Raw genomic sequence first — 13,748 nt, forward strand, 5'->3', positions numbered from 1 at the left:
CACGCTCGGTGTCCACCGCAGGAGCGGCGATACATGACGAAAATTAGCGAAACGCCTGGAGGGTGCGTAAGTGGACAGTTTGTGGCTGGAGTCCATCGTTACCACAGTGTGTCCTCTTTGCTCATCTTTGACTGTTAAATGTCTTTTGGAGGCAACCAGACACCGGGGGGCACGTGTCGAGCACAGCTGTATCCACGGAGCGTTACCTGAGCTGTGACGGCGTCGTGGCCGCGATGCTCGTGGACCGCGCGACGGGCCGGGCGCACGCGCGGTCGGGGGCGGTGTCGGCGCTGCCCGACCCCGAGCACGTCGCGGACTCCCACCACCTGGCCCTCGACCTGGCCCTGGCCTCCCGCGAACCGGCGGTCCGGGAGAGCGTGGTCACCACCGGCGGGCACCACGTGCTGACCCGCCCCGTGCCCTCCCCGAGCGCGGACGAGGCCCTGCTCGTCCTGGTCTTCGACCGCGCGCGGACCAACCTCGCGCTGGCCCGCCTCCAGGCCGACGAGCACACCGCGGAGCTGCTGTCATGAGCGACGCCGCACCCCCGCGGGCACTGACCGAGGCCCTGCTGCGGGCCCGCGAGGAGGAGTTCACCGGAGCCCTGCGCCTGACCGGCCCGCCCGAGGCCCTGGTCCACCTGGCCGCCGGACGCGTCACCGCCGTCACCACACCGGCCGCGCCCACACCCGAGACCCTCCTGGTCAGGTCCGGCGCGGTCCCCGCCGGGGTCTGGGCCGCCGCCTACGAGGCAGCCGCCCACACCGACGGCCTGGCCCGGGAGCTGCTGGACCGCGGCGCGGTCCCGGTCGCGGTGCTGGAACTGGCGTGCGCCACGGCCCTGGCGGACGGCGTCCTGGCGCTGTGCCTGTCCCCCGAACCCCGCGTGGAGGCCGTGCTCTCCGACGCCGCGCCGCCGTTGCTGGGCCTGGAGCACGGCCTGGACCCGCAGGAGGTGCTGGCCGAGGCCGGGCGCCGCCTGGCCTTCCTCGCCGACCGGTGGGGCCCGCCCGCGGACCTGGCCCGCCGCCGCCCCGTGCCCGCCGGGCCGGTACACGACTCCCTGCCCTCCGCCTACCGGCTCCTGCTCACCCAGGCCAACGGCCGCCGCACCCCCAGGGACCTGGCCTTCGCCCTGGGCCGGGGGCTGACCGGGGTCATGGCCGACGTCGCGCGCCTCACCGAACGCGGGCTGCTGGAGGCCGCGGCCCCCGGCGGCGCGGACGGCCTCACCCGACGCACCCCCGAGGCCGCCGCCCCGGACGAGGGACCGTCCGCGCTGGCCAAGCGTCGTCCGGGCGCCAACACCGTGCGCCCCGCGCCTCCGGCCCCGTCGGTTCCGGTCCCCGGGAGCGTGCGCGAACGCCTGCGCTCACTGGGCGCCGACCGCGGGACGGCCGCGGAGGCCGGGGAAGAGGCGGCCCGATGAGCACGACCGGACGGCCCCGTCCGGCCCGCGGCGGCGAACCGCCCGCCGGGGGACACGAGGGGGGCGGCCTGACCGCCCTGCCCAAGCGCACCCCCTCCCCGGTTCCCCGGGGGCCGCGCCCCCGGCCGGGGCTGTTCGGCCCCAAGGAGCCCGAGCCCGGGCCGATCGCCGCCCTGCGCCGTGCGCAGCGCGCCGCGGTGCCCCTGGAGAGGGTGCGCAGCGCGCTACAGGACCTGGACGCCCACACCGGCCGCACGACGCGGCCGACCGACGAGCACGGGAGCGAGTAGATGGTTCAGGGTCAGATCGCCGAGGAGCTGGCGCTGCTGCGCGAGCGCGTCGTCGGCGTGACCGACAGCGCAGTGGCCGCCTCCGACGGCATGCTGGTGGCCTCCGACATCCAGGGCGGCCGCCCCCACGCGCTGGCCGCGCTCGCCGCCGCCTCCCTGGGCCTGGGCAAGCGCACCGGCGACGAGACGGGGCTGGGACCGCTGCGCGAGGTCGTCACCCGCTGCCAGGGCGGCTACGCGGTCGTCTACGCGGTCGGGATGGAGGCCCTGCTCGTCGTGCTGGGAGACGAGGGCATGGACACAGCCGCCCTGCGCCGCGAGTCCCGGCTGACGGTGGAGCGCGTGGGCTCGCTGCTGGAGGTCACCGCCGCCGGCTGAGACCCCCGTGCGACGTTTCCGTCGCGCGGGGCCTCCCGCGGCCCTTTTCCACGACCTCGGTTCTACCGCTGTGGCCCGCCCCCGACCCCTGGCTCGTCCTCGTCGGGAGCCCACGTGCCCGCGCTCAGGCGTCCCGTTCGAGCACGCCCGCGTCATGGAGGAGTTCGCCGCCGACCATCGTCGCCCCCACCTGCAGTTCGCGCAGCCGTTGGGCGGGCACGCACAGGGGATCGTCGGACAGGACCACCAGGTCGGCCAGGTACCCGGCGGCCAGCGTGCCCTTGCGGTGCTCCTGCCGGTCGGCGTAGGCCGAGCCGACCGTGTAGGCGCGCAGGGCCTGCTCCACCGTCAACCGTTCGCCGGGATTGATCACCACCCCCGCAGCCGTCGTGCGGTTCACCATGTCGTGGATGCTGTGCAGTGGCTCCCCGGGCACCACGGGGGCGTCCGAACTACCCGGCAGGACGACGCCCGCGTCGACGAACGAACGCATCCGGTAGGCGAGTTCGGCGCGCTCGGGGCCCAGCGCGCTGATGAACCCGTCCCCCAGACGGGAGATGAACCGACCCTGCGGCACGGGAACGACGCCGCCTCGGATGATCCTGTCCACCTGCTCGTCGGAGGCCACGGCGACGTGCTCGATCCGGTGCCGTGCGTCGGGCCGCGGTGTGCGCCGCTGCGCCGCCTCGTAGGCGTCCAGAGTCACGTCGAGCGCGTAGTCGCCGATGGCGTGCGTGGCCACCTGCCAGCCGTTGCGGTGGCTCAGGTCGATCAGCTCGAACAGCTCCTTCTCACTCCACTGCAGCAGCCCGCTGTTGCCGGGACTGTCGTGGTAGTCGCAGCACATCGCCGCGGTGCGCCCGATGAGCGAGCCGTCCGAGGCGATCTTGACCGCTCCCACCCGGACGAAGTCGTCGCCCAGACCGCTGCGCATCCCCAGGTCGAGACCGAACCCCTCCTCCGAGGAGCTGATGGCCCCCAGAGGGTGCAGGGCGTCCACGAAGGGGAAGAGCGTCGCGCGCACGCGCAGGAGCCCCAGGTCCCGGGCGGTCTGGAAGGCCCGCAGGTCCGAGGGCCCGTGACCGATACCCGACTGACCGGCGATACCCGGTTCGGTCACGCTGGTCAGACCGTGGCGCAACGCCCACTCCGAGGCGGCGGCCAGCCCCTCGACCAGCGGCTCCTGGGCGACCGGACGCAACGCGTGGTTGACCAGGGCCAGGGCCTTCTCCTGCAGCAGGCCGGTCGCCTCGCCGCCCTCGCGCACCACGACACCGCCCGCGACGTCGTGGACCGCGTCCGGGTCCGGATGGCCCGCGGCCGCGAAGGCGGCGGTGTTGGCCACCGCCATGTGCTTGGAGTTGTGCACCAGGTAGACGGGTCGGCCACCGGCGATCCGGTCCAGGACGCGGCGGTGCGGATGGCCCCCGAGCTTGTTCTGGTCGTAGCCGTGGCCCACGACCCAGCGCCCGGGTTCGAGTGTGGCGGCGAAGCGTTCCACCTCCGCGTACAGGGCGTCCAGGCCGCCGACCCTCTCCGGGGCCAGGTCCAGCTGGGTGAAGTCCTGGCCCAGCACGCTGAAGTGCATGTGCGCGTCGTGGAAGCCGGGCAGCACCACCTGCCCGCCCAGGTCCAGCACCCTGTCGGGCCGGGCGTCGCGGGCGTCCTCGTCGACGGCCACGACGAACCCGTTCGTGATCGCCAGGGTGTGGGCTACGGGGTGTGCCGGATCCATGGTGCGGATCCGTGCGTTGGTCAGGAGAGTGTCGATGCGCATGGTCAGTGGTGGTCCTTCGGTGCGTGGGTCAGGACTTGGCGGACAGGCGTGCGGTCAGGGAGCCCAGTGCGAGGACACCCGCGATGGTCGCGGCGATGAGCGCGACGTAGAACACCGCGACGCCGCCCCAGGAGCCGCCGCCCGCGTTGAGCAGGAACTGCGCCACCAGCGGGGTGGTGCCGCCGATGAGGGTGGAGCAGAGCTGGTAGGAGGTGGAGACGCCGGTGTAGCGGATGTGCACGGGGAAGGCGTTGGCCAGGAATCCGGCGAGCACCGCGTAGTAACCGGCGCCCGCTACGGTGCTCAGGGCCAGGGCCAGCCAGATGAGCACCGGGTTGCCCGTCTCGACCATGAGGAACATGGGCAGGGCCAGCAGCGCCGCGGCGCCCAGGGTGGCGACCATGAAGCGGCTCACGCCGACCCGTTCGGCGATACGGGAGGCGAAGGGCTGCCAGACGAACTGGATGACGGCGTTCAACAACAGGATGTTGAGCATGACCTGGCGATCGATACCCAGTTCGCCAGTGGTGTAGGACAGCATGAAGGTGCTGATGAAGTAGGCCATCGCGATGCCCAGCCCGCTGGCCAGGACGGCGGCGGCCACCCGCTGCCAGTGGTGGCGCATGAGCTCCACGATCGGCACCCGCACGACCTGGTTGTCCGACTTGGCCTGGGTGAACTCCTCCGACTCCTCGATCTTGAGCCTGATCACCAGGCCGACCACGACGAGCAGCGCCGAGAGCAGGAAGGGGACGCGCCATCCCCAGGCGAGGAACTGCTCGTCGGGCAGCGTCGCGACGAGGGTGAACATCAGGGTGGCCAGGATGTTGCCGGCGGGGGAGCCCTGCTGCACGAACATGCCGCCGCGCACCTTGGCCTGGGAGGTGTCGGACTCCGAGGCCAGGAGTACGGCGCCTCCCCACTCCCCTCCCACCGCGAAGCCCTGCAGAGCGCGGAACACGGTGAGCAGGATCGGGGCGGCCACACCGATCTGCGCGTGGCCGGGCAGGAGGCCGATCGCGAAGGTGGCCACACCCATGATCAGCAGTGTGGTGACCAGGGTGTTCTTGCGGCCGAACTTGTCGCCGAGGTGCCCGAAGACCACACCGCCGACAGGGCGGGCCAGGAAACCGGCCCAGAACGTGGCGAACGAGGCGATCAGCGCGATGCCCGGTTCGGCGTTGGGGAAGAAGACCGGCCCGAAGGCGATGGCCGCCGCCAGGCCGTAGATGTAGAAGTCGTACCACTCGACCGTGGTGCCCAGGAAGGCGGCCATGCGCTCGCGCCTGCCGTTCCTGGGGGGACCGCTTGTCGTCGGGGGCGTGACAGCGCTGGGCATGTGGGGTCTCCCGGGGGTGGCTAACGCGAGGATGAGATGGGGGACAAGCTTGCGCTTCCTTTGTTTATGCTGTCAAATGCAGAAAAATAGCATTACCGATGCCTAGGAGGCATGGTGGACGTTCGGGTCCTGCGCTACTTCGTCGCCATCACCCAGGAGGGGAGCCTCACCAGAGGAGCCCAGGCCGTCGGCGTCTCCCAGCCCTCGGTGACCCGGCAGATCCGCGCTCTGGAGACCGACCTGGGCGTGCGCCTGTTCGAGCGCGGCCACGGGCCGCTCCACCTCACCCAGGCCGGCCGGCGGTTCCTCATCATGGCCAAGGACCTGGTACGCAGGGAGGACGCGGCGCGCAGGGTACTGCGGGCCGCCGACACCCCGGAGGAGTACCGCCTCCTGGTCGTGGCCCCGCAGGCCACGATCAGCTCGGGCCTGGCGCCCCTGATGGCGTCCAGCGCCTCGGGGATCCCCATCATCGACGCCATCGAGGCCGAGCCCGCCCACGTCTTCGAACGCCTCACCGGGCTGGGCGCGGACGTGGGCATCTCCACCGTCGCCCCGCCCGCGGGGTGGGAGTGCGAGAGGGTCGCCACCTTGACGGTCAGGGCGCACATGTCAACCGACCACCCCCTGGCCCGGCTCGACCAGGTCGACCTGACCGAGCTGGTCCGCCACCAGCTGATCGTGATGGACCGCAGCAACTCCGCCCGACTGGCCTTCGACCGTGGCCTGTCCGAGGCCGGACTGGCCCTGGCGGGCCCCGTCGAGATGCGCTCCTCCACCATGGCCCAGGGGCTGGCCGCCGGACGCGGGGGCATCGCGGTCCTGTCCAGCCTGCCCGAGTTCGGCCTCACAGCCGTCCCCATCGTGTCGCGGGGACAGACCATCGAGATGACGAGCTTCGCGGGATGGGAGGTCGGCCACTACGCCGAGCCCCTCATCCGCGGCTTCCTCGACCGGTTGCGGGCCCGGCTCAACGACGACGACTTCGCCTGGATCGGAGCCCGGGCGTGACCCTGCGTGGGGGCTGTCGCACACCGGTCACAGTGTGAGGGCGCCCGCACGGGGCGAGCACCACGCGTAGCGTCCGGCCGGGACGGCAGCCCGCCCCCGGTGCGAAGCGCCCAGCTGGTCACGGGCGGGGAGGACGAAACGGGGTACGGGCCCCGAAGGACACGCTCCTGGGGTGGAACGCCCCACTAGTCCATGGCGGCCCGGCCGTGGCGCCAGTAGCCGACGAAGGTGATGTCGTCCTTGGGGATGCCGTGCTCGCGTACCAGGGTGCGGCGCGGGCCACTCAGGCGCCGACGTAGGCCGCGAGGTGCTCGCCGGTGAGGGTGGAGCGGGCGGCGACGAGGTCGGCGGGCGTGCCCTCGAACACGACCCGGCCGCCGTCGTGGCCCGCCCCGGGGCCGAGGTCGATGATCCAGTCGGCGTGCGCCATGACCGCCTGGTGGTGCTCGACGACCACCACCGACTTCCCGGAGTCGACGAGCCGGTCGAGCAGGCCGAGCAGCTGCTCGACGTCGGCCAGGTGCAGGCCGCTGGTCGGCTCGTCCAGGACGTAGACGCCGCCCTCCCCGGCCATGTGGACGGCCAGCTTGAGCCGCTGCCGCTCGCCGCCGGACAGGGTGGTCAGCGGCTGGCCGACCCTGAGGTAGCCCAGGCCGACGTCCTCCAGCCGCCGCAGGATCCGCTCGGCCGCGGGCACCTTCGCCCCCTCGCCGCCGAAGAACGCGCGCGCCTCGGCCACCGACATCGCGAGCACCTCGCTGATGTCGCGGCCGTCGTCCGGGCCGCCCAGACGGTACTCCAGCACCTGCGGCTGGAACCTCCTGCCCTCGCACTCCTCGCACGGCGAGGCGACCGTGTCCATCATGGCCAGGTCGGTGTAGAGCACCCCGGCGCCGTTGCAGGCCGGGCAGGCGCCCTCGGAGTTGGGGCTGAACAGCGCCGGCTTGACACCGTTGGCCTTGGCGAAGGCCTTGCGGACCGGGTCGAGCAGCCCGGTGTAGGTGGCCGGGTTGCTGCGCCGCGAGCCGCGGATCGCACCCTGGTCCACCGACACCACGCCCGCGCCCGCGGGCATCGACCCGTGGACCAGCGAACTCTTTCCGCTGCCCGCCACGCCGGTCACCACGCACAGCACGCCCAGCGGCACGTCCACGTCCACGCCGCGCAGGTTGTTGGCGTCGGCCCCGCGGATCTCCAGGGCGCCCCGGGGCGTGCGCACCTTCGGCTTGAGCCGGGCCCGGTCGTCGAGGTGGCGGCCGGTGGGGGTGCCGCTGGCGCGCAGCCCCTCGACGCCGCCCTCGAAGACGATCCGCCCGCCGTCGTCACCGGCGCCGGGGCCCAGGTCGACCACGTGGTCGGCGATCGCGATGGTCTCCGGCTTGTGCTCCACGACCAGTACGGTGTTGCCCTTGTCGCGCAGCCGCAGCAGCAGGCGGTTCATCCGCTCGATGTCGTGCGGGTGCAGTCCCACGGTGGGCTCGTCGAAGACGTAGGTGACGTCGGTGAGCGAGGAGCCCAGATGGCGGATCATCTTGGTGCGCTGCGCCTCGCCGCCCGAGAGTGTGCCCGAGGAGCGGTCGAGCGAGAGGTAGCCCAGTCCGATCTCCACGAACGAGTCGAGCGTGTGCCCCAGTTTGTCCAGCAGGGGCCCCACGGACGGCTCGTCGAGGCCGCGGACCCACCCGGCCAGGTCGCTGATCTGCATCGCGCACGCGTCGGCGATGCTGATCCCGCTGATCTTGGAGGACCGGGCCGCCTCGCTCAGGCGGGTGCCGTCGCACGCGGGGCAGGCGGTGAAGGTGACCGCCCGGTCCACGAACTCCCGGATGTGCGGCTGCATCGCCTCGCGGTCCTTGGACAGGAACGACTTCCTGATCTTGGGGATCAGCCCCTCGTAGGTGAGGTTGACGCCCTCGATCTTCACCTTGACCGGCTCCTTGTGGAGGAAGTCGGCGAGTTCCCCCTCGGTGTAGTCGCGGATCGGCTTGTGGGGGTCCACGAAGCCCGACTCGGCGTAGACCCGCACCGTCCAGAAGTTGTCCGACTTCCAGCCGGGGATGGTGAACGCGCCCTCGGCGATCGACTTGGAGTCGTCGTAGAGCTGGGTGAGGTCGATGTCGGAGACCGTGCCCCGCCCCTCGCAGTGCGTGCACATGCCGCCGGTGCGGCTGAAGGTCTGCTTCACGGCCTTGCCGGTGCCCACCTTGATGGCGCCGCTGGCCTGGACGGAGGCGACGTTGAACGCGAACGCGTTGGGTGAGCCGATGCGCGGTTCCCCGAGGCGGCTGAAGAGGACGCGCAGCAGCGAGTTGGCGTCGGTGGCGGTGCCCACCGTGGAGCGGACGTTGGCGCCCATCCGCTCCTGGTCGATGATGATCGCCGTGGTCAGCCCGTCGAGGACGTCGACGTCGGGCCTGGCCATCGTCGGCATGAGGCCCTGCACGAAGGCGCTGTAGGTCTCGTTGATCATCCGCTGCGACTCCGCGGCGATGGTGTTGAACACCAGGGAGCTCTTGCCCGACCCGGAGACGCCGGTGAACACGGTCAGGCGGCGTTTGGGTATCTCGACGCTGACGTCCCCGAGGTTGTTCTCGCGCGCACCGTACACGCGGATCAGGTCGTGGCTGTCGGCGGCGTGCGGTTCGGGCGCCCCCGCGTCCGTCCTGGTGACCGTGCTCATGGATACTCCCTCGGTCGGGCGAGGCCTCTGCGCCTATGTCGTCCGGATCGGTCCCACCGGCGCCGGGCGGCGGCCGTCGCGCGCCGGTCAGTGTGGCCGGTGGGGTCCGTGGTGACAACGCTAGACGGGGGAGCGGGGGCGGCGCTTCTCGATTCCTGACCGGACCGCCGCAGGTGTCGCCTGTGTGACGCGAGGGGGCGGCTCGGGTCAGTCCATGGCGGAGCGGCCGTGGCGCCAGTAGCCGATGAAGGCGATGTCGTCCTTGGGGATGCCGTGTTGGCGGACGAGGGTGCGGCGTAGTTCGGTGGGCAGGGCGTTCTCTCCTGCGACGAAGCAGTAGGGGCGTCCCTCGGGCAGTTCGGCGGTGCGTACGGTCTCCAGGGCGAGTCGTCCGGGGACGGTGTGGGGGTCGGTGCGGGGGAGCCAGTGCACGTCGACTCCGGGCGGGGCCTGGACGGGGCGGACGTCGTCTGTGCTGGGGACTTCGAGGTAGGCCTGTCCGCGCAGGTGGTCGGGGGCCTGTTCGAGGATGGAGAGCAGGGCGGGTACGGCGCTCTCGTCGCCGACGAGCAGGTGCCAGTCGGCCTCCTCCGGAGGCAGGTAGTACACGCCGTCCGCGAGCATGCCCGCCTCGTCGCCGGGAAGGGCGGCGGAGGCCCAGGCCGAGGCGGGACCGGCGTCGCCGTGGTCCACGAACTCGATGTCCATCTCCAGGGCCTCGGCGTCGAAGCGGCGCACCGAGTAGCTGCGCACGTGCGGCTGGCGGTTCGGCGGCATGGCGCGGAGCTGCTCGAACCACCGCTTGTCGGCGTCGGCGGGCATGTGCAGCCGGTCCTGGTTCGCGCGGGGCAGGAACAGGCGCACGAACTGGTCCCGGCCGAGGAAGGCGAAGTCGGCCAGCTCGGGGCCGCCCAGGGTCACCGTGACGAAGTGCTTGCTCAGGCGCTCGGTCCGCACCACGCGGGTGCGGATCATGGCGCGGTGGCCGGGCTGTTCGACGCGCACGGGGCTGCTTCCTCCTTGTACGGGGGCACGGGGGCGGACCGCCTCCAGGTGAGGTTAGCCGAACCTTGCTTCGCCCGCGCCGCCCCAACCCCGGGACCCTCTAGTGCCGTGGGCGCCCGCAGAGCCCGAACACCCGGCCGGTCAGTCCCGGGACTCGGGGCGGGCCCGGCGCCATGCCTCCTCGAAGTCGTCGCCGCTGGTCTCCAAAGACGCGTACCACGGGTCGTACAGGTCGCAGGGCGGGTTGAACGGCCAGTCCTCCGGGCCCGTCTTGACGGCGGTGCCGTCCGGAGCGATCTCGACCTGCCGCAACCGACGACCGTCCGGACCGATCTCCATCAGGAAGACCTCCGGGACGTCCTCCCCCTGCCAGCGCAGGTACACAAGGTCCCGACCCGCCAGGGCACCGAAACCGGGCTGGTCGCGCTGGGCGTCACGCTGGGCGCGCAGACTGGACAGCGGGTTCGGGTCCGGCGCGTCGAGGTTGACCTCCTCCAAGGCACGTGTCCGCATACGTTCGAGGACGTAGGGGTCGGTGACCACCTCGACCTCGGCGCAGGCGCGCACGATCTCCTCCGCGGAGCCGGCCCACACCCACCACCACAGGCCGCCCATCCCGTAGTCGTGGAGGACCAGGTGGCGCGTCTTTCGTTCGCCGCTTCGTCGGTGCACGACACGTGAGCCTACGCCGTCCTCGGGCGGTCCGCCGTGTGGGCCGGTGCGTAACTTTCACGGCTCTTGTCCGAGATGTAAATCTACGTAGTAAAGATGCTGCTTGTCCGTTTTGTCTTCATTGGAGAGCTTCTCCGTCCGAAGGCCGTGTCCACAAGCGGACACGACTGTCGGCACCGTGCCGGAGAATCGGCGTATGACACAGCCAGCACACCGACACCACGCCATCGACTACCTGGAGCTCACGGTCACCGACCTGGACCGGGCGCGGCGCTTCTACTCCGAGGCGTTCGGGTGGCGCTTCAACGACTACGGCCCCGGCTACGCGGGAATCCAGAACCCCGAGGGCCCGGACGCCCCCGAGGTGGGCGGCCTCGCGCTGGGCGAGGAGACGCGCCCGGGCGGCCCCTTCGTCCTGCTGTACTCGGCCGACCTGGAGCGCTCAGTCGAGGCCGTGGAAGGCGCGGGCGGCAGCGTGGTCCGGGGTCCCTACGCCTTCCCCGGCGGGCGCCGCTTCCACTTCACCGACCCCAGCGGCAACGAACTGGGCGTCTGGGCCGAGGCCTGATGGGCGGGCAGGCCCCCGAGGGGGGAGACCCCGCCGTCGAGCACCTGGCCGCGACCCTGCGCCGCCGCCGGGAGGAGCTGGCGGGCGCGGGCGGGGTGCGGATCGGCAGCGCCCTGGTCGTGCACGCGCTCGCCACGCACATGTGGGCGGGGGTGCCGGTCCCGGCCGTGGCCTGCCACGCCTCCGTCGATCCGCTGCGGCTGCGCGCCTCCGCCGGGCCGGTGACCTGCCGCCGGTGCCTGGCCCAGAGCGGTCAGGAGCGGCAGCGGCAGGTGCCCGGGCAGACCGAGCTGGAGGTGTGACCGGCCGCCGCCCGGGGCCCGTCGGCACGCGGGTCGCCGTGATCCTCCGTCCCCGCGCGCTCCCCGTCGCCCGGCTCAGGCGGGGCGGCCGGTGTGGCGGGCGACGGCCTCGTTGAGGACCGCGCAGGCGCGGCGCAGGTCGGCGGGGTGCGCCGACCCGTAGCCCAGGACCAGTCCGTGCACGGTCGGGGCTCCCTGGCTGGCCCGCGAGGTGTCGTCCACCAGCACGCCCCGTTCGGCGACCTCGGCGACCACGGGCGCGACGGCGCGGGCGGGCAGCGGGAGCAGGACGTGCAGGCCCGCGGTGTCCCCGACGGGGCGCGTGGTGAGGAGGTCGATCAGCAGCCCGCGGCGGCGGGCGTACTCCAGGCGCATGCGGCGCAGGTGCCGGTCGAGGTCACCGCGTTCCAGCAGCAGGGCTGTGGCGGCCTGGACGGGGACGCTGGTGCGGTCCGACAGGTCGTGGCGGACGGCGGCCAGGCGTTCCAGCAGCGCGGGTTCGGCGACGATCCAGCCGATGCCCAGGTCGGGGGAGAGGGTCTTGGACAGGGTACCGAGCAGGATGACGCGGTCGGGGCCCAGGCCGTAGAGGGCGGGCAGGGGCGCCACGTCGTAGCGGAACTCGGCGTCGTAGTCGTCCTCCACGATCATCGCCGCGTTCCGGCGGGCCCAGGCCAGGAGGCGTTCGCGGCGCGGGACGGGCAGCCGTCCGCCGAGCGGGTACTGGTGGGCGGGCGTGGTGTGGAGGAGGGACAGGTCGTCGGGCAGGTGTTCGGTGAGGATGCCGTCGCGGTCGACCGGGCAGGGGAGCACGAGGGCTCCGCGGGCGGCCAGGATGGTGCGGGCCTTCTGGTAGCCGGGCTCCTCCACGCCCGCGCGGGTGCCCGCGCCGAGCAGGGCGGCCCCGACCAGGTCCAGGCCGTTGCCGGTGCCGCGGGTGACCATGACGTTCTCGGGGCCGATGCGTACTGCGCGGGTGCGGCGCAGGTGGTCGGCCAGGAACGCGCGCAGCCGGGGCAGGCCGCGGGGGTCGGGGTCCTCGTCCAGGGGTTGTTCGGCCGCGTGCCGCCAGGCCCTGCGCCAGGCGGCGCGGTCGTGGTCGCGGACCCAGGGGGCGCCGGGGCGCAGGTCGATCATGCCCTGGCGGCGGGCCTGTTCCCGGGAGGGGCGCGGGGCGGTTGTGTGCACGGCGGGGGTCGCGGTGGCGGAGGGGGCGCCGTGTCCGCCGACGTCGTCGTTTCCTCCGGCGTCGTGCCGGGCGGGGGAGGGCGGTGCGCTGTCCTGGGCGACGAAGGTGCCCGAGCCGTGGCGTCCCTCCAGCCAGCCCTCGGCGTAGAGCTGCTGGTAGGCCTCGGTGACCACGGTCCTGCTCACGCCCAGTTGCGCGGCCAGGGCGCGGCTGGAGGGCAGACGTTCCCCGGGTGTGAGCGTCCCGCCGGACATGGCCTTGCGCAGTGCGCCGGACAGCTGTGTCGTGAGGGGGCGGGCGGCGGAACGGTCGAGGTGGAAGGCCGGTTCGGCCAGACGGCGGGGCACAGTGGTCCTTCGTTTTCGGACAGAAGTGGTCATGGTCGAAAGGTCCACTTGCTTTCTAGGCTAACGCCATGCTCTCCACGACAGAACGCACCCGGCTGCGCCGCGGCAAGCACAAGGCCCGTACCGACCGGGCCGACCTGTACGACCTCCTGGACGAGGGGGTGGTGTGCCACTTGGGGGTGGTGGTCGACGGTGCGCCCATGGTGGTGCCCACCGCCTACGGGCGGATCGGGGACACCCTGTACCTGCACGGTTCGACCGGGGCGCGGTCGCTGCGCGCGGGCGGTGAGGTGTGTGTGACCGTGACCCTGTTGGACGGCCTGGTGCTGGCCAGGTCGCTGTTCCACCACTCGGTCAACCACCGCTCCGCGATGGTCTACGGCGTGCCGCGGGTGGTCGAGGACGAGGGGGAGCGGCTGGAGGGGCTGCGCGCGCTGGTCGGGCAGTTGGCTCCGGGGCGGTGGGAGGAGGCCCGGGAGCCGACCGCGAGGGAGTTGGCGGCCACGCGTGTGCTGGCGCTGTCGTTGGAGGAGGCGTCGGTGAAGGTGCGGACGGGGCCGCCGACGGACGACGAGGAGGATCTGGCCCTGCCGGTGTGGGCGGGTGTGGTGCCGGTGCGGCAGGTGTTCGGGGAGCCTGAGCCGGATCCGGGTCCGGCGCCCGGTTTGGGGGTTCCGGCCAGTGTGTCGGGGCGGTCGCCGGTCCCGTCGCCGCCGTCCTGAGGTCGGCCGTTCCGGGAAAACGGTGCGCGGGAAAACCGC

14 protein-coding genes and 1 pseudogene are annotated in these 13,748 nt (G+C 72.5%); 8 read left to right on the forward strand and 7 right to left on the reverse strand.

All coding sequences use genetic code 11. The features are described 5' to 3' along the window. The first annotated feature begins 173 nt into the window (after nucleotides 1–173). Genes PV789_RS12385 through PV789_RS12400 form a run of 4 tightly spaced genes read left to right on the forward strand, consistent with a single transcriptional unit; the run spans nucleotide 174 to nucleotide 2,097 of the window. Nucleotides 174–533, forward strand: coding sequence for a hypothetical protein (locus tag PV789_RS12385; protein ID WP_274977553.1), 360 nt, complete (start codon nucleotides 174–176; stop codon nucleotides 531–533). Next, nucleotides 530–1,429: a hypothetical protein gene (locus PV789_RS12390; RefSeq protein WP_274977554.1), complete on the forward strand. Its 900-nt coding sequence runs from the start codon at nucleotides 530–532 to the stop codon at nucleotides 1,427–1,429. The genes PV789_RS12385 and PV789_RS12390 overlap by 4 nt, the downstream gene beginning before the upstream one ends. Next, nucleotides 1,426–1,719 carry a hypothetical protein gene (locus PV789_RS12395; RefSeq protein ID WP_274977555.1) on the forward strand — a complete coding sequence of 98 codons (294 nt, stop codon included), beginning with the start codon at nucleotides 1,426–1,428 and terminating at the stop codon, nucleotides 1,717–1,719. Before PV789_RS12390 ends, PV789_RS12395 begins: the two co-directional genes overlap by 4 nt. Further along, complete coding sequence (locus tag PV789_RS12400; protein ID WP_274977556.1) at nucleotides 1,720–2,097, forward strand: roadblock/LC7 domain-containing protein; 378 nt, start codon at nucleotides 1,720–1,722, stop codon at nucleotides 2,095–2,097. Nucleotides 2,098–2,221: 124 nt separating this feature from the next. Here the strand turns inward: PV789_RS12400 and PV789_RS12405 are convergent, their stop codons facing one another. Both PV789_RS12405 and PV789_RS12410 read right to left on the reverse strand, forming a co-directional pair. After that, nucleotides 2,222–3,874 (reverse strand): amidohydrolase, encoded by a 1,653-nt coding sequence (locus PV789_RS12405; RefSeq protein ID WP_274977557.1) that lies wholly within the window; start codon nucleotides 3,872–3,874, stop codon nucleotides 2,222–2,224. A gap of 28 nt (nucleotides 3,875–3,902) precedes the next feature. Beyond that, a complete protein-coding gene (locus PV789_RS12410) occupies nucleotides 3,903–5,213 on the reverse strand; it encodes an MFS transporter (protein ID WP_274977558.1) in 1,311 nt (436 codons plus the stop codon). 111 nt (nucleotides 5,214–5,324) lie between these two features. Between PV789_RS12410 and PV789_RS12415 the strand changes: the two genes are divergently transcribed. Next, nucleotides 5,325–6,224 carry a LysR family transcriptional regulator gene (locus PV789_RS12415; RefSeq protein ID WP_274977559.1) on the forward strand — a complete coding sequence of 300 codons (900 nt, stop codon included), beginning with the start codon at nucleotides 5,325–5,327 and terminating at the stop codon, nucleotides 6,222–6,224. Nucleotides 6,225–6,409: 185 nt separating this feature from the next. Here the strand turns inward: PV789_RS12415 and PV789_RS12420 are convergent. The 4 genes and pseudogenes from PV789_RS12420 to PV789_RS12435 form a co-directional block, all read right to left on the reverse strand. Further along, nucleotides 6,410–6,502 (reverse strand): annotated as a pseudogene (locus PV789_RS12420) (siderophore-interacting protein); the annotation flags it as partial. Between the two features lie 5 nt (nucleotides 6,503–6,507). Further along, on the reverse strand, nucleotides 6,508–8,904 hold the full coding sequence (locus tag PV789_RS12425) for an ATP-binding cassette domain-containing protein (protein WP_274977560.1): 2,397 nt from the start codon (nucleotides 8,902–8,904) through the stop codon (nucleotides 6,508–6,510). Nucleotides 8,905–9,111: 207 nt separating this feature from the next. Continuing rightward, entirely contained in the window at nucleotides 9,112–9,909 is a 798-nt protein-coding gene (locus PV789_RS12430; protein WP_274977561.1) for a siderophore-interacting protein, read from the reverse strand. Nucleotides 9,910–10,050: 141 nt separating this feature from the next. After that, nucleotides 10,051–10,581, reverse strand: coding sequence for a hypothetical protein (locus tag PV789_RS12435; RefSeq protein ID WP_274977562.1), 531 nt, complete (start codon nucleotides 10,579–10,581; stop codon nucleotides 10,051–10,053). Nucleotides 10,582–10,777: 196 nt separating this feature from the next. On the opposite strand from PV789_RS12435, the gene PV789_RS12440 reads away from it, so the two are divergent. Both PV789_RS12440 and PV789_RS12445 read left to right on the forward strand, forming a co-directional pair. Next, the gene (locus tag PV789_RS12440) at nucleotides 10,778–11,149 is read left to right on the forward strand and encodes a VOC family protein (protein ID WP_274977563.1); all 372 of its coding nucleotides are present in this window, start codon (nucleotides 10,778–10,780) and stop codon (nucleotides 11,147–11,149) included. Then, a complete protein-coding gene (locus PV789_RS12445; protein WP_274977564.1) occupies nucleotides 11,149–11,451 on the forward strand; it encodes a hypothetical protein in 303 nt (100 codons plus the stop codon). Before PV789_RS12440 ends, PV789_RS12445 begins: the two co-directional genes overlap by 1 nt. A 75-nt stretch (nucleotides 11,452–11,526) precedes the next feature. Here the strand turns inward: PV789_RS12445 and pdxR are convergent, their stop codons facing one another. Continuing rightward, a complete protein-coding gene (gene pdxR, locus PV789_RS12450) occupies nucleotides 11,527–12,987 on the reverse strand; it encodes a MocR-like pyridoxine biosynthesis transcription factor PdxR (protein WP_274978126.1) in 1,461 nt (486 codons plus the stop codon). Nucleotides 12,988–13,055: 68 nt separating this feature from the next. Here pdxR and PV789_RS12455 point away from each other — a divergent pair, with 68 nt between their 5' ends. After that, nucleotides 13,056–13,709: a pyridoxamine 5'-phosphate oxidase family protein gene (locus PV789_RS12455; RefSeq protein WP_274977565.1), complete on the forward strand. Its 654-nt coding sequence runs from the start codon at nucleotides 13,056–13,058 to the stop codon at nucleotides 13,707–13,709. The last annotated feature ends 39 nt before the right edge of the window (nucleotides 13,710–13,748 follow it).

This window comes from Nocardiopsis camelliae, from assembly GCF_028993595.1.
GTDB lineage: Bacteria > Actinomycetota > Actinomycetes > Streptosporangiales > Streptosporangiaceae > Nocardiopsis > Nocardiopsis dassonvillei.